The following is a 15,882-nucleotide window of genomic DNA, read 5'->3' as shown; positions in this document are numbered from 1 at the left end:
GCGCCGGTTGCGGAGGATTGTTTCTTCCGCAATCGGCGCGCAAATTCCCTCCTTATTCGTCCGTCACCTTTTTAACCACCGCGTAGCGCTGCAAAGTCAGCTTTCGCGCCTCATCGTGCTGCACCAGCGGTAACGGATAGTTCTTTCCCAGTTTGATTCCTGCTTTTTCCAGTTCATCCAACGGCGCCAGCCATGGCGCGTGAATATGCTTGCCGGTGAGGCCCGCCAATTGCGGCAGGTAGCGGCGTATGAATTTACCATCCGCATCGAATTTCTCGGATTGTGTGGTCGGATTAAAAATCCGGAAATAGGGTTGCGCATCGCATCCTGACGACGCCGCCCACTGCCAGCCACCGTTGTTTGCGGCCAGGTCGAAGTCATTCAATTTGGCGGCGAAATATTGTTCGCCCCAGCGCCAGTCGATGCCGAGGTCCTTCATCAGGAACGAAGCCACCACCATGCGCAGGCGATTGTGCATGTAACCACTCTGATTGAGCTGCAGCATGGCCGCATCAACCAAAGGATAGCCGGTGCGGCCATCGCACCAGGCTTGAAACAGGGATTCGGCGTGCGCACCCGATTCCCATTGGATCGCATCGTAGTCCGGCTTGAAGGCACGTTGCGCGACATGTGGGTGGTGGTGCAGGATCATGAAGTAGAAATCGCGCCAGGTGAGTTCTGACAGCCATACCGCGGCGCCGCTGGCGGCGCTGCCCTGATGCAGCGTCTGATATGCCATGCGCGCCAGCGTGCGGATGGATATCGTGCCGAAGCGCAGGTGCACCGACAGGTAAGACGGTCCTTTGATCGCGGGGAAGTCGCGGGCTTGGCCGTACTGACCGATGCGCGGCATGAAATCTTCCAGCAGGCTGGCGGCGCCCGACATGCCAGGCGTAATCTTCAGGTCGAGCAGATTGGTTGTTTCAAAGCCGAGCGCGGCAAGGCTTGGGATGGCGTCGGCGGGCGAAGTGGGCGAAGTGGGCGATGGGGCCAGCTGTGACGCGTATTTTTCAATCGGATAGGGCTGCAGGAAGAAGGCGCCGTCTGCGGCGGCCAGTCTCTTCATCCAGGCGTTCTTGTATGGTGTAAATACCGAGAACGGTTGATTCGCCAAAGTAAGGATTTCATCGCGTTCAAAGATGACTTGGTCCTTGAAGCTGCGCCATTGGCGCCCGTCCGCCGCCAGCGCATTGGCGACCTCGGCATCGCGCTGCGTCGCCTGCGGTTCGTAATCGTGGTTGGTGAATACCGCATCGACACCGAGTTGCGCAGCCAGCGCCGGAATTTCATGGCGGGCCGCGCCGTGGCGCACAATCAATCCGCCGCCGAGTTTGCGTAGTTCGCTATCCAGTTCAACAATGCTGGCGTGGATGAATTCGACCCGGCGATCGGCGCTCAATCCGGCATCGAGTAAAGGCTGCAGGATGTCGGTATCGAAAACGAACACGCAAAACACCTGCTTGCTTGCCTTTAAAGCATGATGCAGGGCAGCGTGATCAAACACGCGCAGATCGCGGCGAAACCAGAGCAGGGATTTTTCAAATTGCGGCATGAAGGCGACGATCAATGAAATGAATGATGGAAAAGGCAGCAGCGGGGCAGGCTTGCGAGCGACTTTACCGGAGAAGCAAGACGATGCAAAGCGGCTTTAGCCCATTTAAAACTGATAAAATGCGGCCATGGCCAAGCTCGATACATCTCCCGACGACTCACCCGCGCGCAAGAGCGCCGCGAAGGCGTCAGGCAGCCCGGATTCTCCCTCGTTGAATCTGACAAATCATTTCCTCATTGCAATGCCATCCATGCTGGATCCCGTTTTCGGCGGGACGGTAGTCTATTTGTGTGAGCATAATGCTAACGGTGCGCTTGGTGTGGTGATCAACAAGCCGACCGATATGACCATGCAAGTGTTGTTTGACCGCATCGATCTGAAACTGGAAATCAGCCCGGGGCTGGATTTCGACGACACGATTGCCGAGCGGCCAGTCATGTTTGGTGGTCCGGTCCAGGTTGAGCGCGGTTTCGTGCTGCATGCGCCTATCAAGAACTATTCCTCGACACTGAAGGTGACCGAGCAGATTGCGATGACGACTTCCAAGGATGTGCTGGAAGAAGTCGCCCACGGCACAGGACCGCAGCGGCTGCTGGTCAGCCTTGGCTGTTCCGGCTGGAGCGCCGGTCAGCTGGAGTCGGAAATCGTGCGCAACGGCTGGCTGACTGTCGCCGCCGATCCTGCCATCATTTTTGAGCTGCCGATTGCCGAGCGCTTCGCCGCTGCGGTTAATCTGCTGGGTATTTCCCCTTTCATGTTGACTGCGGAATCCGGACGTGCGTGATCTGTTTGCCAATGTCGCGTTACGTCGGGCACTGCTGAGCTGATGGGCACCATACTCGGTTTCGATTTCGGCCTCAAGCGCATCGGCGTTGCCGTCGGCAATACTGTGCTGAAGCAGGCGCAGCCGCTGCAGGTGATCAGTGCCGCCACCAATGATGGCAAATTTGCCGAAATTGCGATCCTGGTGAAAGAATGGCAACCGGATCTGTGCGTGGTTGGCTTGCCCCTGCATCCGGATGGCGCGGAACACGAAATGACGGTCCGTTGCCAGCGCTTTGCGAACCAGTTGCATGGCCGCTATGGCGTCGCCACGGTGTTGGTGGATGAGCGCTACTCGTCGGCCGTGATCAAGCAACAGCGCGGTGAAGTGATCGACGATCGCGCCGCGGCGATTATTTTGCAGCAGTATTTTGACGATCTATCTGAATGAATGATGTTGTCCTGAACCAGCGATGAAGATGCAATGACCACTATCACTCCCCAATTCGATGCCGAGGCCCTGTATCAGGTGCTTGAGGCCAAAGTAAAGGCCGGCCTGGCGCAGGCCGATAATGTTGCCGTGATCGGCATTTACTCGGGCGGCGCATGGCTGGCCGAGCGCCTAGTCGCCGCCTTGCAATTGAATCCGGCCGAGCGCCTCGGATTCATCGATGTCTCGTTCTATCGCGACGATTTTTCAGAAAAGGGTTTGCGCACCGATATCAAGCCGACGCAGATTCCCTTCGATGTCAACGGCGCGACGATTCTGCTGGTCGACGATGTGTTGTACACCGGGCGCACCACGCGCGCGGCAATCAACGAATTGTTCGACTACGGCCGCCCCGCCAAGATCATGCTGGCGTCGCTGATCGACCGCGGCGAACGGGATCTGCCGGTGGCGGCGGATTTTGTCGCCCAGGCGGTGACACTGCAGCCGGGCGAGTCCCTCCAACTTCAACGTGCCGATGACGGCGGATTTACCCTGATGGTGCAATCTAATGCATAACCCCCAACTCAATAAAAACGGCGAACTGCAACATCTGTTGACCATCGAAGGATTACCGACTTCGGTAGTGACGCATATCCTCGATACCGCTTCTTCATTCGTTGGCGTCAGCGACCGCGATGTCAAGAAAGTGCCGCTGATGCGCGGCAAAAGCGTGTTCAACCTGTTTTTTGAAAACTCGACACGTACCCGCACCACCTTTGAAATTGCTTCAAAGCGTTTATCGGCAGACGTCATCAACCTGAATATTTCCGCATCGAGCGCCAGCAAAGGCGAGTCCTTGCTGGACACGATCGATAACCTGTCGGCGATGCATGCCGACATGTTCGTGGTGCGTCATGCGCAATCCGGCGCACCCTACCTGATCGCCAAGCATCTGACCGACACCCGGCAGGATCACGTGCACGTGGTCAACGCCGGCGACGGCCGCCATGCGCACCCGACCCAGGGTTTGCTCGACATGTACACGATCCGTCATTACAAGAAGGATTTCAGCAACCTGACAGTGGCGATTGTCGGCGACATTCTGCACAGCCGCGTGGCGCGCTCGGACATCCACGGTTTGACTACGCTTGGCGTGCCTGAAGTGCGCGCCATCGGCCCACGCACGCTGCTGCCTGGCGGCCTGGAACAGATGGGCGTGCGGGTCTTTACCGACATGAACGAAGGCCTGAAAGGCGTGGACGTGATCATCATGTTGCGCTTGCAGAATGAACGCATGAGCGGCGCATTGCTGCCGTCGGCGCAGGAATTCTTCAAGAGCTACGGACTGACGCCGGAACGCCTGGCGCTGGCCAAGCCTGACGCCATCGTGATGCACCCAGGGCCGATGAACCGCGGCGTGGAAATCGATTCGGCAGTAGCCGACGGTTCGCAGGCGGTGATTTTGCCGCAGGTGACGTTTGGCATCGCGGTGCGGATGGCGGTGATGAGTATTTTGGCGGGCAACTAGCGCTGTCGTTTTTGTTTTTCAGAGTGTTACGTAGCTTCAAACTTCCAGTTTAGTTAGTTGGGGACCGAGTAATTCGTCGCGCTACGGCGGCTCTTAAACTTTGTCCCGCAATATATAAAATTACAGATGAAACTTCACATCAAAAACGGCCGTCTGATCGACCCCGCAAACAACATCGATGCGCAGCAGGATCTGTTCATTGCAGCCGGCAAGATAGTCGGCGTAGGCACGCCGCCAGCCGACTTCTCGGCGAATAAGACAATTGACGCCAAGGGCATGGTGGTGACGCCGGGGCTGGTCGACTTGAGTGCGCGCCTGCGCGAGCCAGGTTATGAATACAAGGCGACGCTGGAATCGGAAATGCAGGCTGCGATGCAGGGCGGCGTGACCAGCCTGGTTTGTCCGCCGGATACCGATCCGGTGCTGGACGAGCCGGGCCTGGTGGAAATGCTGAAGCATCGCGCCAAGGGCTTGAACCAGGCCCATGTCTATCCGCTGGGAGCGTTGACGGTAGGCCTCAAAGGCAAGGAGCTGACGGAGATGGCGGAGCTGACCGATGCCGGTTGCATCGGTTTTGCCCAGGCCGAAGAACCGATCCTCGACACCACCGTATTGCTGCGCGCGCTGCAGTATGCACGCACCTTCGACTACACAGTTTGGTTGCGTCCACAAGATCCTTACCTTGGCAACGGCGGTATCGCCCATAGCGGCCCGGTCGCCTCGCGGCTTGGCCTGTCCGGCGTGCCGACGATGGCCGAGACGATACGCCTGCACACCATTTTCGAATTGATCCGCGCCACCGGCGCTCGCGTCCACCTGTGCCGGATTTCGTCGGCGCCGGGCCTGGAACTGATTCGTGAAGCCAAGAAGGAAGGCTTGCCGATTACTTGCGACGTCGGCGCCCATCACATCCACATGACCGATGTCGATATCGGCTTCTTCGATTCGAATGCGCGCATGACGCCGCCGTTCCGCTCGCAACGCGATCGCGATGCAATTCGGCAGGCGCTGCTGGACGGCACTATCGACGCGATCTGTTCCGATCACACGCCGGTCGACGACGACGAAAAACTGCTGCCGTTTGGCGAAGCAACACCGGGCGCTACCGGCCTGGAATTGCTGTTGTCGCTGGCATTGAAATGGGCCGACGAATGCGTCGAGCCGTCACAGTATGGCCTCAGCCGCGCCCTGGCAAAAATCACCGCCGATGCGGCGCGCGTAGCCGGTTTGCCGGCCGGCCAGTTGGCGGTTGGTAGCCCGGCCGATATTTGCATCTTTGATCCCGCCGTACGCTGGAAGGTCGAAGCCAAGGAACTGGCCAGCCAGGGCAAGCACACGCCTTTCCTCGGCTATGAGCTGAGCGGACGCGTCAAAACCACGATTGTCGCCGGCCATATCGCCTTCGAGCGCGCATGAACGGGTGGCAAGTGTTGCGTTTGCTGCGGGTGCTGTCGCACTTGATGGTCGGCTTGTGGACTTGTGCAGTCGTGTTTCCGTTTGCTGACGACACCGGTCGGCAATGGCGCATCAAGCATTGGTCGATCAAGCTGTTGGCGATCTGCAGGGTGCGGGTTGCGTTGAGCAATCCGCAGGGCAGCGTGGCGCCGTTGCGCGCCTTGATCGTCGCCAATCACGTCTCGTGGCTGGACATCTTCGTCATCAACTCGATTCAGACCTGCCAGTTTGTCGGCAAGTCGGATATCCGTGACTGGCCATTGATCGGCTGGTTGTGCGAGAAAGGCGGCACCATCTTTATCGCGCGCGGCAAGCAGCGTGACGTGCGACGGATATTCCAGGGCCTGGTCACCAGCATTCAAGCCGGCGACCGCGTGGCTTTTTTCCCCGAAGGAACCACGGCGGCCCAAGGCTCGGTGTTGCCTTTCCATGCCAATCTGTTTGAGGCGGCATTGGACGCCAAGGTACCGGTGCAGCCGTATGCGCTGCGTTACCTGGATGAACAGGGGAATCTGCATCCGGCGGCAGACTTTATCGGCGACATGACTTTCGCGCAAAGCATGCTGGCGATTCTGAAAGCGCCGCCGATGAAAGCCGAATTGATCCAGTTGGCCCCTCTTGAGACCACCGGATCACATCGTCGGGAGTTGGCAGCAGCTACGCGCACCCTGATCGCGGAAGCACTGGGGCAGACAGAAAGCGTCGCGGCCGAGGTGTAGTTTTCGCCTCATCCAGGCCGCTGAGCCTGCGGGCAACTCACCTGAACCAGTTGGCGATCCGCCAGCCGAACAGCAGTCAGTTTGCCGCCCCAGACGCAACCGGTGTCCAGCCCGATCAGATTCGGCCGGAGCACCAATCCCATGGTCGACCAATGTCCGTACACCACGGTAACATCCTGTGTTTGCCGGTGCGGGACGTCGAACCATGGCAGATAGCCGGGCAGGGCGGTGCCGACGCTTTCCTTGGCATTGAATTCCATTGTGCCGTCTTCGGTGCAGAAGCGCAGACGGGTCAAGGCGTTGACGATACAGCGCAAGCGATCATTGCCTTGCAATGCATCGTTCCAACGTGTCGGCTGGTTGCCATACATTTCGCGTAAAAAATCGACCCAATGCGGACCGCGCAACACGTTTTCCACTTCCTGCGCCAACGCCAATGTTTGCGATGCGGACCATTGCGGCAGGACGCCTGCATGCAAAAACAGATGATCCTGTTGCAGCAGCGCCAGTGGACGGTGACGCAGCCAGTCGAGCAATTCTTCCCGGTCGGGGGCGTTGAGGATTTCATCCAGGGTGTCGCTCTTATGCAGCTTGCGAATCCCATGCGCGGCGGCCAGTAGATGCAAATCATGGTTGCCCAACAATGCCTGTGCGCGATCACCGAGCGAACGTATTAATCGCAATGTCGCCAGCGATTGCGGACCGCGGTTGACCAAATCCCCGACGAAAATGAAATGCGCATCCGGAGTTGTCGCATCGACACGTTTTAACAGCTCCAGCAGGCTTTGATGGCAGCCTTGCAAATCGCCGATGGCAAACAGGTTGGAGCTGATGGAGGTCATGTGTTTTGGCGATTGATGTAGTTGCGGTTCGCTATTGTAGATCGACAGTCATTTTTTCGAGTTGCTCGTGGTTATGCAGGGAATTTGAGGGATAAGTAATTGCCGATGAAATTGAAGAGATGAAGGGGCGTGTGGCACTTCCTGCATTTCTCACGGTCGGATAGCAGCTTGCATTGAAGAGATTTGTTGTCGGGTTGTTATTTAGCAACAAAATGTTACATTGCTTACCCTATTACACAGGGTTAAAGATGGTTAAATGTTATTTAGGTAACTTATATTGGCCGCCAATAGTGGATAATTCGGGGTTACGCTCGGATTTTGTGAATTCGAAAAGCGCGGGGCTCGTGTAGCTCGTTGCGCATGGTTCTTCGGAGCTCTATTTTTAGGACATATATATGATTTTTGTTACTGGCGGGGCCGGCTTTATCGGTTCCAATTTTGTACTCGACTGGTTGGCGCAAAACGACGAGCCGGTAATTAATTTCGATAAGCTGACTTACGCCGGCAACATGAATAACCTGGCCAGCGTGCGCCAGGATCCGCGTCATATTTTCGTGCAGGGCGATATCGGCGATACCGCACAGGTTGCGGCCCTGCTGGCGCAGCACAAGCCGCGCGCCATCGTCCATTTTGCAGCAGAGAGTCACGTGGATCGTTCGATTCACGGCCCGGCAGCTTTTGTGGAAACAAACGTCAATGGCACTTTCGGTTTGCTTGAGGCCACCCGTGCCTACTGGAACGCGTTGCCTGACGCCGAGAAGGCCGCATTCCGCTTCCTGCATGTTTCGACCGACGAAGTCTATGGCACGTTGGGCCCGAATGACGCGCCGTTTACCGAAACCACCCAGTACGCGCCGAACAGCCCGTATTCGGCATCGAAAGCAGCCTCGGATCATCTGGTGCGCTCCTATCACCATACCTATGGCTTGCCGACCCTGACCACCAATTGTTCAAATAACTACGGCTCCTATCACTTCCCGGAAAAACTGATCCCGCTGATCATCACCAACGCCCGCGCCGGCAAACCGCTGCCGATATATGGCGACGGCCAGCAAGTGCGCGACTGGCTCTATGTAAGCGATCACTGCGCGGCAATTCGTCGGGTGCTGGAAGCAGGCAAGCCCGGTGAAGTCTATAACGTCGGCGGCTGGAACGAGAAAGCCAACCTGGACGTGGTCCATACGCTGTGCGATATCCTCGACGAACTTGATCCCAAAGCCAGCGGCAGCTATCGTGAACAGATCACTTACGTCACCGACCGCCCCGGCCATGATCGCCGCTACGCCATCGACGCCCGCAAGATCGAGCGCGAGCTGGGCTGGAAGCCGGTCGAGACATTCGATACCGGTATTCTCAAGACAGTGCAGTGGTATCTGGCCAACCAGGAATGGGTTAAAGATGTCCAGTCCGGCGATTACCTGAAGTGGGTCGAAAAAAACTACGAGCAACGTCAGAATCCGGTGGAGACCAAGTAATGACAGCGCCAACATCCCCAAGCCGCAAGGGCATCATCCTTGCCGGTGGTTCGGGCACACGTTTGTACCCGGTCACCATGGCAGTGTCAAAACAGCTGCTGCCGGTCTACGACAAGCCGATGATCTACTACCCGCTGACCACGCTGATGCTGGCCGGGATACGGGAAATCCTGATCATTTCGACGCCGCAGGATACGCCGCGCTTCAAGGAGCTGCTTGGCGACGGACGGCAATGGGGCATTGAACTGAGCTACGCAGTGCAGCCAACTCCCGACGGCCTGGCGCAAGCCTTCATTATCGGCCGCGATTTTGTCGGCGACTCGCCTTCGGCGCTGATCCTTGGCGATAATATCTATTACGGGCATGATTTCGAAAATCAGTTGCGTGCTGCTTCGGCGCGTACTGAGGGTTCCACGGTCTTTGCCTATCATGTGCACGATCCGGAACGGTATGGCGTGGTCGAATTTGATGACCAGCGCTGCGCCGTCAGTATTGAAGAAAAGCCCACCCAGCCGAAATCCAACTACGCCGTCACGGGGCTGTATTTCTACGACAACAAGGTGTGTGACATCGCTGCACGTATAAAACCGTCACAACGAGGTGAATTGGAAATTACTGACGTCAATCGATCCTATCTTGAGGCACATCGTCTGAACGTCGAATTGATGGGACGTGGCATGGCGTGGCTCGATACAGGGACGCATGAATCTCTGCTTGAGGCAGGGCAGTTCATCGCTACGATTGAAAATCGGCAAGGTTTGAAGGTTGCATGTCCAGAAGAGATTGCGTATCGCAAAGGTTATATCTCGGCTATGCAATTGGAAGCATTAGCGCAACCCCTGAAGAAAAATGGATATGGTCAATATTTGTTGGGCCTATTAAAAGATAAGGTATTTTGAACATGCAAGTGCAAACCACACATATTCCCGGCGTCTTTATTTTTGAACCAAAAGTTTTTGGCGACGACCGCGGTTTTTTTTACGAAAGCTTTAATGAACGCCGCTTCCAGGAGCTGACAGGTGTCAGCACGAGTTTTGTCCAGGACAATCACTCAAAATCTGCGAAGAACGTTTTGCGCGGCCTGCATTACCAGATTCGGCAGCCTCAGGGTAAATTGGTCCGGGTTGTTGCTGGCGAAGTTTTTGACGTTGCGGTTGATATTCGCAAGAGTTCACCGACTTTTGGCCAATGGGTCGGGGTGACTTTATCAGCTGAAAATAAGCGCCAGTTATGGATTCCCGAGGGCTTTGCACATGGCTTTGTGGTGACCAGTGAGTCAGCAGAGTTCCTGTATAAAACCACCGATTATTGGGCGCCAGAGCATGAACGTTGCATTCTATGGGATGACCCGGCTATTGGAATCAAATGGCCCAACGATAATATTCCACTGCTATCGGGAAAGGATCAGGCCGGAAGTCTGCTGGCGAATGCGGAGTTATTCGCATAATCGGTGAAGTATTTATTTTGATTAATTATTACCTGAATAAAGAATAAGCAATGACTCGAATCTTGTTAACCGGAAAGAACGGCCAGGTCGGATATGAGCTGGAACGTAGCCTGCAAGGCTTGGGCGAAATCATTGCGGTTGACCGCAGTCGGATGGATTTGTCTGATCTAGACCAAGTGCGTGATGTTATTCGGCAAGTAAAGCCTGACCTGATCGTGAATCCGGCGGCATACACTGCAGTAGATAAGGCGGAAACCGAGCCGGGGTTGGCGATGCGCGTTAACGGCGAAGCACCAGCTGTCATGGCTGCCGAAGCGAAGAAGCTGGGAGCCGCCCTTATTCATTACAGTACCGATTATGTTTTCGACGGTACAAAGAATTCACCTTATGCCGAAGATGATGAAACCAATCCGATCAATATCTACGGTAAATCGAAGCTGGCTGGTGAACTGGCAATACGGGAAGCCGGTATTCCACATCTGATTTTACGCACGAGCTGGGTATACGGAATGCGAGGTAAGAATTTTCTGTTGACAATCCTGCGGCTTGCACAGGAGCGCGATGAACTGCGCATCGTTGGCGATCAATTCGGTGCGCCGACATGGAGTCGTACCATTGCCGAGGTCACGTCTCACATTGTTGCCCAATTAAATGTAGCTGGAGATTCCGCCACGTGGTGGCGCGAGAATCAGGGAACCTATCACTTGACAGCGCAGGGAAATACGTCCTGGGCAGGGTTCACGAAGCAGATACTGGCCAATGCCAAATCACAAAAATCTGTCCTGGTGTCGGCAATCACCACCGCAGAGTATCCGCTGCCAGCAAAGCGGCCTCAATATTCGGTGATGTCTTCGGAAAAATTGATGGGGCGATTTGGTGTGCTGCCAACTTGGGATATGGCACTTGGACTGTGTCAAAGTTAATTTCTTTCAGACTGCGAAAGTGGTAAGCAGATGTCCGGGATACTCCGGTAATCACGATAAGTATGCATTATGAATAACGAGAATTTGAAAAATAAACTATCTGGCGCGAAAGTCCTTGTGGTTGGGGACGTCATGCTTGATCGTTACTGGTTTGGTGACGTCGACCGGATTTCTCCTGAGGCGCCGGTGCCCGTCGCCAGAATCAAACGCAAGGAAGATCGTGCCGGGGGCGCAGCGAATGTTGCGCGTAACATTTCCAGCTTGGGTGGCGGGGTAACTCTTTTATCTGTGATCGGAGATGATGAGGCGGGGGACACCCTGGAAAGACTGCTCAAGGAAACTGGCGTCAATACCAATTTGTATCGCGATGGAAAAATTTCTACGACGGTCAAATTGCGCGTTCTTTCGCGCCAGCAGCAACTAATCCGAATCGATTTCGAAGAGTTGCCAACTGATGAAATTTTGTCGAATAAGTTGGATGTTTATTCCCAGCTCGTCCACGAACATGATGTTGTTATTCTGTCGGACTATGGCAAGGGTTGCTTAATGTATGCAGATGCCATGATACGCGCCGCTCGGGGCCAGAAAAAACCGATTCTGGTAGACCCTAAGGGAAGCGATTATAGCCACTACAAGGGGGCAACGCTGTTGACTCCGAATCGGAGCGAGTTTCAAGCCGTTGCTGGTGCTTGGACAAGCGAAACTATACTGACCGAAAAAGCGCGTAAATTACGGCGGGACTTGAATCTGGATGCGTTGTTGGTGACACGCAGCGAAGACGGCATGACGTTGTTCACGGAAGATCGGATCATCCATGAGCCGACCGTTGCGCGCGAAGTCTATGATGTCTCGGGAGCGGGTGATACTGTTATTGCAACCTTGGGCTTGATGCTAGCTGCCGGTTGCGAGTATGCCGAAGCGATCAATATTGCAAATAGGGCAGCAGGCATTGTCGTCGGCAAATTGGGCACGGCCGTTGTAACGCAAGACGAATTATTTTGTTAAAGGAATATATGTACATTGTTGTAACTGGAGCGGCAGGCCTGATTGGTTCCAATATCGTCAAGGCACTGAATGATCGCGGCCACAAGAACATTATTGCAGTCGATAATTTGACCAGAGGAGATAAATTCAAGAATCTGGTTGATTGTGATATCGCTGATTATCTCGATAAGGAAGCGTTTCGGGAAAAAATAAGCAGTAAATTCTATGATGGAAAAATTACTGCCGTCTTTCATCAAGGTGCCTGCTCCGACACGATGGAGCAGGATGGCAAGTATATGATGTCAAATAATTATCAATATTCATTGGTGTTATTGGATTATTGCCAAGAAAACAGTGTTCCATTCCTCTACGCATCTAGTGCCGCCGTGTATGGCAAAGGCACCGTTTTCAAGGAAGAGCGCGAGTACGAAAATCCACTGAATGTGTACGGCTACTCGAAATTCCTTTTTGACCAGATCGTGCGACAGCGCATGTCGGATCTGAAATCCCAAGTCGCGGGGTTCCGTTATTTCAACGTGTATGGTCCACGCGAAGGCCACAAGAATCGCATGGCATCCGTTGCATTCCATCACTTTAACCAGTTCCATGAGCACGGGAAGGTTAAACTTTTTGAAGGGCGCGATGGGTATGCCGATGGCGGCCAATTGCGTGATTTCGTATCCGTGGAAGATGTGGTCAAAGTAAATATGTGGTTCTTTGATCATCCGGAAAAATCTGGAATATTCAACTTGGGAACTGGCCAATCTCAGCCCTTTAACGACATTGCCATTGCGGTGGTGAACACCTCCCGGGAACTACAATCCCTGCCGCCTTTGACAAAAGAGGAAATGATTACCGGAGGGATTCTTGAGTACATCAAATTCCCCGAAGCGTTGATTGGCAAGTATCAATCTTTTACCCAGGCGGATATCACTAAATTACGATCAGTCGGCTATTCTGAGCCATTCCTTACTGTGGCTGAAGGGGTAAATCGTTATATAAAAAATTGGTTGAATAACCAATAATATTATTTTGTTTAAAAATATACTTGGCAATTCGATTCTCACGGCGCTGATCCGTGGGGCTTCATTCGGCGTAAGGATTTTTGCCCTACTGATTTCGGCGCGCTATTCTGAGCCTGCATATTTCGGGACAATTGCCCTATTTTTTACGGTCGCAGAGATCGGGCGCCTGGTTGCCGATTTCGGGGTCGATACGTATACGATGCGAGAGTATGCGTCTCATCGCAATAAGCAAATGCTTGAGCGCACCATCGGCTCGGCCATCTGCGTGAAAATTACATTCGGAATACTTGTCTCATGCTTGGGACTAGGAGTGATGTGGTATTTGCGAAGTGATAATTTTTTATTGATGCTTCCATTTGCATTGATGATTATTTCTCCTCTGATAATGAACTTGCCGATAAATTTCTTTATCGCAAAAATGAGGGGGCGCCATATTGTTTTCTTTGTATTGGCCGCAGGGCTGATGTCATTGGTGATCTTTTATTTAATATTTGCAGTAATCAAAAAGCCACAAGCGGCTTTCTTTATCATCCCCATCATTGAAAGCATTGTCGGACTTGTCTTGATATGTAAGGTCCCGGTCATCAGGCGCAGCTTGCACAGCCTTCACTTTGATGGCATGGTTGAGTTGATAAAAATGACACTGCCCATTGCAGTTGCGACAATATTGGGCATTGCCTATGGTCGAATGGATGTCTTTTTTCTCGAAAAATTTCGCTCCGCTGAAGAGCTGGGTTTGTATGCATTTTCGGTCCGCCTGGTTGAACCTTTTCAATTTATTGCCGGTGCATTGGCTGTAAATGCGTATGGGCATATTGCTTCTTCTTTGAAGAAATCGGCAATAGAGAGTGCCAACATGAATTCCAGATACAGGAAAGTAATGGCGATTTATGCAGCAATAGCATTTGTTTTGATTTTAATAATTGCGAATATTTTTCTCGGATCTTTATTTGCAAAATATGCTGTCACGCAGTGGATGTTGAATATTGCAGGAATTATATTGATATTTAAGTGTGGCAATCTGATAACCACTTCCGGCATTCAGGCCCACGGAAAATATAAATTCATCACGTCAATTGCTATCTGGAATTTTTCCTTTTTGATAATTGCCATGTTTATTTTGGTGCCACGAATGGGGGCGTATGGTGCTCTCATATCTGTGCTGACGATGGAAGCTACCAATTTTTTATTGCAAAATTATTATTTGAGAAAATTGCTGGTAGAAAAGTCTTAGAATGATACAAAAAATATTAATAAAAGCATTCATGAGAGGGAGTGTCGGGTTGGCACTGCTGCTCGCTTTTTTCCTGAAGCTTGTGATGAAACAATCTTCAGGTGAAAAGATGTCAATACTTCTAATTCGCTTGGATCAAACTCTAGGCGACAGTGCAATGAATTCGCCACTTTTGAGAGAGTTGCGAAGGGCTTACCCGGATGCAGAATTGTCATTGGTTGTCCATCCGAGAATTTTTGAAATGGTGAGATTTTGTCCTTATGTCGACAGGATTCATACCTATGACTGGGGCACATCATTATCTAAAAGCTTGATCAAGCGACATTGGTTGAGTTTGAAATTTTGTTACCAGAATTTACGATTTAAAAAAATCGATTTAGCAATGGTTCCGCGTTTCGATGAGGATCATCACGCCGGGTTTATCGCATTGTTTAGTGGGGCAACGCGGCGTATTGCCTATACAGAAAGAGCTTCCGCGCGTAAAAAAATTCTGAATGCAGGCTTTGATCATCTTTATACAGATATATTGCCCGCTCAGGGAATTGAGCATGAGGTGGAACGTAATCTGAACATGGTTCGATATCTGGGATTTCAGCCTCAGAGCGAGGAAATGGAGTTTTGGTGCGGCAAGGATGATGATGCGTATGCAAAAAAAATCTATCTGGAGCATGGTATCGATCTGAAGGAAACAATATTGGTTGGCTTGGGGCTTTCAGGTGGATATTCAGCTTTAAAGCGCTGGCCTATTGAATACTATATTGAACTGGCCGGTTCAATATTGGGAAAATATAAAAATAGAAATGTCAAATTTTTACTGGTCGGCGGCAAGGAAGATGTCAATCTGGGGGCGAAATTTCAAGAAGCATTGCCTCTGAATACAATTAACATGATTGCAAAAACCAGTATTTTGCAAATGGGTGCTTTATTAAAAAGTGTTAATTATTTCATAGGAAATGACTCGGGAGCGATGCATGTTGCCGTTGCTAATAGCGTAAACGTCATTGGTATTTTTGGATCTAGCTGTCACCATCGTTTCGGAGCCTGGGGAGTTCGATCTCATTCTGTCTCCCTGGAGTTGGATTGTGGGCCGTGCAGGACAGGGCACGTAATTGACAGGTGTGGGAAATGCATATACGAGTCACCAAAATGTATGGATGATTTGATGCCCAATCAAATATCACAAAAAATTGATATTGAAATACTCGAAAATATTCGGCCGTTCACCTCGCAGAGTCAATAAATAAAAGTGAAATATGTATCAGTATTCAATCATTGTCCTTGTTCTTTTGTCACTATTTGTTTTTTGGTTGATTTTTTATGGCATTAAAATTTACAAAACTCCTTTAAACCCGTTGTCATTCTATTTGGCATTTGATAGTGGATTACGAGTAATTTTAAGTTGTTCGTTAATATATTATTTTAATTACACCGAATTTTCTGATGGCGACATTGTTGATGCGCTGGCATTACATTCTCTATATGTCGTATGCTTTTCCTTGCCATTTT

General features: G+C 52.2%; 16 protein-coding genes. 14 read left to right on the top strand and 2 right to left on the bottom strand.

The genetic code is table 11. The annotated features are described in order from the left end of the window. Positions 1-52: 52 nt before the first annotated feature. Positions 53-1,552 (bottom strand): cryptochrome/photolyase family protein, encoded by a 1,500-nt coding sequence (locus ACIPF8_RS18065; protein WP_400423631.1) that lies wholly within the window; start codon positions 1,550-1,552, stop codon positions 53-55. A gap of 127 nt (positions 1,553-1,679) precedes the next feature. On the opposite strand from ACIPF8_RS18065, the gene ACIPF8_RS18060 reads away from it, so the two are divergent. The 6 genes from ACIPF8_RS18060 to ACIPF8_RS18035 all read left to right on the top strand — a co-directional run bounded on the left by ACIPF8_RS18060 (position 1,680) and on the right by ACIPF8_RS18035 (position 6,446). Further along, on the top strand, positions 1,680-2,336 hold the full coding sequence (locus ACIPF8_RS18060; RefSeq protein WP_400423629.1) for a YqgE/AlgH family protein: 657 nt from the start codon (positions 1,680-1,682) through the stop codon (positions 2,334-2,336). A gap of 42 nt (positions 2,337-2,378) precedes the next feature. Further along, positions 2,379-2,765: a Holliday junction resolvase RuvX gene (gene ruvX / locus ACIPF8_RS18055; protein ID WP_400423627.1), complete on the top strand. Its 387-nt coding sequence runs from the start codon at positions 2,379-2,381 to the stop codon at positions 2,763-2,765. A gap of 33 nt (positions 2,766-2,798) precedes the next feature. Beyond that, positions 2,799-3,320 carry a bifunctional pyr operon transcriptional regulator/uracil phosphoribosyltransferase PyrR gene (pyrR, locus tag ACIPF8_RS18050; RefSeq protein WP_400423625.1) on the top strand — a complete coding sequence of 174 codons (522 nt, stop codon included), beginning with the start codon at positions 2,799-2,801 and terminating at the stop codon, positions 3,318-3,320. Continuing rightward, positions 3,313-4,272: an aspartate carbamoyltransferase catalytic subunit gene (locus ACIPF8_RS18045; RefSeq protein ID WP_400423623.1), complete on the top strand. Its 960-nt coding sequence runs from the start codon at positions 3,313-3,315 to the stop codon at positions 4,270-4,272. Before pyrR ends, ACIPF8_RS18045 begins: the two co-directional genes overlap by 8 nt. Positions 4,273-4,398: 126 nt before the next feature. After that, entirely contained in the window at positions 4,399-5,688 is a 1,290-nt protein-coding gene (locus tag ACIPF8_RS18040; protein WP_400423621.1) for a dihydroorotase, read from the top strand. Continuing rightward, positions 5,685-6,446 carry a lysophospholipid acyltransferase family protein gene (locus tag ACIPF8_RS18035; RefSeq protein ID WP_400423619.1) on the top strand — a complete coding sequence of 254 codons (762 nt, stop codon included), beginning with the start codon at positions 5,685-5,687 and terminating at the stop codon, positions 6,444-6,446. The genes ACIPF8_RS18040 and ACIPF8_RS18035 overlap by 4 nt, the downstream gene beginning before the upstream one ends. Before the next feature lie 8 nt (positions 6,447-6,454). Here ACIPF8_RS18035 and ACIPF8_RS18030 read toward each other — a convergent pair whose 3' ends face one another. Continuing rightward, entirely contained in the window at positions 6,455-7,288 is an 834-nt protein-coding gene (locus ACIPF8_RS18030; protein WP_400423618.1) for a symmetrical bis(5'-nucleosyl)-tetraphosphatase, read from the bottom strand. Positions 7,289-7,683: 395 nt separating this feature from the next. Between ACIPF8_RS18030 and rfbB the strand changes: the two genes are divergently transcribed. The 8 genes from rfbB to ACIPF8_RS17990 all read left to right on the top strand — a co-directional run bounded on the left by rfbB (position 7,684) and on the right by ACIPF8_RS17990 (position 15,616). Beyond that, positions 7,684-8,763, top strand: coding sequence for a dTDP-glucose 4,6-dehydratase (gene rfbB / locus ACIPF8_RS18025; RefSeq protein ID WP_400423616.1), 1,080 nt, complete (start codon positions 7,684-7,686; stop codon positions 8,761-8,763). Then, positions 8,763-9,662 carry a glucose-1-phosphate thymidylyltransferase RfbA gene (gene rfbA / locus ACIPF8_RS18020; protein WP_400423777.1) on the top strand — a complete coding sequence of 300 codons (900 nt, stop codon included), beginning with the start codon at positions 8,763-8,765 and terminating at the stop codon, positions 9,660-9,662. Before rfbB ends, rfbA begins: the two co-directional genes overlap by 1 nt. Positions 9,663-9,664: 2 nt before the next feature. After that, a complete protein-coding gene (rfbC, locus tag ACIPF8_RS18015) occupies positions 9,665-10,210 on the top strand; it encodes a dTDP-4-dehydrorhamnose 3,5-epimerase (RefSeq protein ID WP_400423614.1) in 546 nt (181 codons plus the stop codon). A gap of 50 nt (positions 10,211-10,260) precedes the next feature. Further along, complete coding sequence (rfbD, locus tag ACIPF8_RS18010; protein ID WP_400423612.1) at positions 10,261-11,133, top strand: dTDP-4-dehydrorhamnose reductase; 873 nt, start codon at positions 10,261-10,263, stop codon at positions 11,131-11,133. 69 nt (positions 11,134-11,202) lie between these two features. Continuing rightward, positions 11,203-12,138, top strand: a complete 936-nt coding sequence (rfaE1, locus tag ACIPF8_RS18005) for a D-glycero-beta-D-manno-heptose-7-phosphate kinase (RefSeq protein WP_400423611.1) — start codon at positions 11,203-11,205, stop codon at positions 12,136-12,138. Between the two features lie 8 nt (positions 12,139-12,146). Then, positions 12,147-13,142 carry an ADP-glyceromanno-heptose 6-epimerase gene (gene rfaD, locus ACIPF8_RS18000; RefSeq protein WP_400423609.1) on the top strand — a complete coding sequence of 332 codons (996 nt, stop codon included), beginning with the start codon at positions 12,147-12,149 and terminating at the stop codon, positions 13,140-13,142. 7 nt (positions 13,143-13,149) lie between these two features. Next, positions 13,150-14,376, top strand: a complete 1,227-nt coding sequence (locus tag ACIPF8_RS17995; protein ID WP_400423607.1) for an oligosaccharide flippase family protein — start codon at positions 13,150-13,152, stop codon at positions 14,374-14,376. Positions 14,377-14,425: 49 nt separating this feature from the next. Further along, on the top strand, positions 14,426-15,616 hold the full coding sequence (locus tag ACIPF8_RS17990; RefSeq protein ID WP_400423606.1) for a glycosyltransferase family 9 protein: 1,191 nt from the start codon (positions 14,426-14,428) through the stop codon (positions 15,614-15,616). Positions 15,617-15,882: the final 266 nt, after the last annotated feature.

This window comes from Collimonas sp. NPDC087041, from assembly GCF_044745265.1.
Classification (GTDB): Bacteria; Pseudomonadota; Gammaproteobacteria; order Burkholderiales; family Burkholderiaceae_D; genus Collimonas.
Note: the sequence above shows the minus strand (reverse complement) of the source record. Positions and strands in the feature narration are given on the sequence as shown.

Excerpts from the sequence above, each read along its gene's own strand:
- rfbC (WP_400423614.1), top strand. The coding sequence starts at position 9,665 with ATGCAAGTGCAAACCACACATATTCCCGGCGTCTTTATTTTTGAACCA.
- ruvX (WP_400423627.1), top strand. The coding sequence starts at position 2,379 with ATGGGCACCATACTCGGTTTCGATTTCGGCCTCAAGCGCATCGGCGTT.
- ACIPF8_RS18065 (WP_400423631.1), bottom strand. The coding sequence starts at position 1,552 with ATGCCGCAATTTGAAAAATCCCTGCTCTGGTTTCGCCGCGATCTGCGC.
- rfbA (WP_400423777.1), top strand. The coding sequence starts at position 8,763 with ATGACAGCGCCAACATCCCCAAGCCGCAAGGGCATCATCCTTGCCGGT.
- ACIPF8_RS18030 (WP_400423618.1), bottom strand. The coding sequence starts at position 7,288 with ATGACCTCCATCAGCTCCAACCTGTTTGCCATCGGCGATTTGCAAGGC.
- ACIPF8_RS18040 (WP_400423621.1), top strand. The coding sequence starts at position 4,399 with ATGAAACTTCACATCAAAAACGGCCGTCTGATCGACCCCGCAAACAAC.
- rfbB (WP_400423616.1), top strand. The coding sequence starts at position 7,684 with ATGATTTTTGTTACTGGCGGGGCCGGCTTTATCGGTTCCAATTTTGTA.
- ACIPF8_RS18060 (WP_400423629.1), top strand. The coding sequence starts at position 1,680 with ATGGCCAAGCTCGATACATCTCCCGACGACTCACCCGCGCGCAAGAGC.
- rfaD (WP_400423609.1), top strand. The coding sequence starts at position 12,147 with ATGTACATTGTTGTAACTGGAGCGGCAGGCCTGATTGGTTCCAATATC.
- rfbD (WP_400423612.1), top strand. The coding sequence starts at position 10,261 with ATGACTCGAATCTTGTTAACCGGAAAGAACGGCCAGGTCGGATATGAG.
- ACIPF8_RS18045 (WP_400423623.1), top strand. The coding sequence starts at position 3,313 with ATGCATAACCCCCAACTCAATAAAAACGGCGAACTGCAACATCTGTTG.
- pyrR (WP_400423625.1), top strand. The coding sequence starts at position 2,799 with ATGACCACTATCACTCCCCAATTCGATGCCGAGGCCCTGTATCAGGTG.
- ACIPF8_RS18035 (WP_400423619.1), top strand. The coding sequence starts at position 5,685 with ATGAACGGGTGGCAAGTGTTGCGTTTGCTGCGGGTGCTGTCGCACTTG.
- rfaE1 (WP_400423611.1), top strand. The coding sequence starts at position 11,203 with ATGAATAACGAGAATTTGAAAAATAAACTATCTGGCGCGAAAGTCCTT.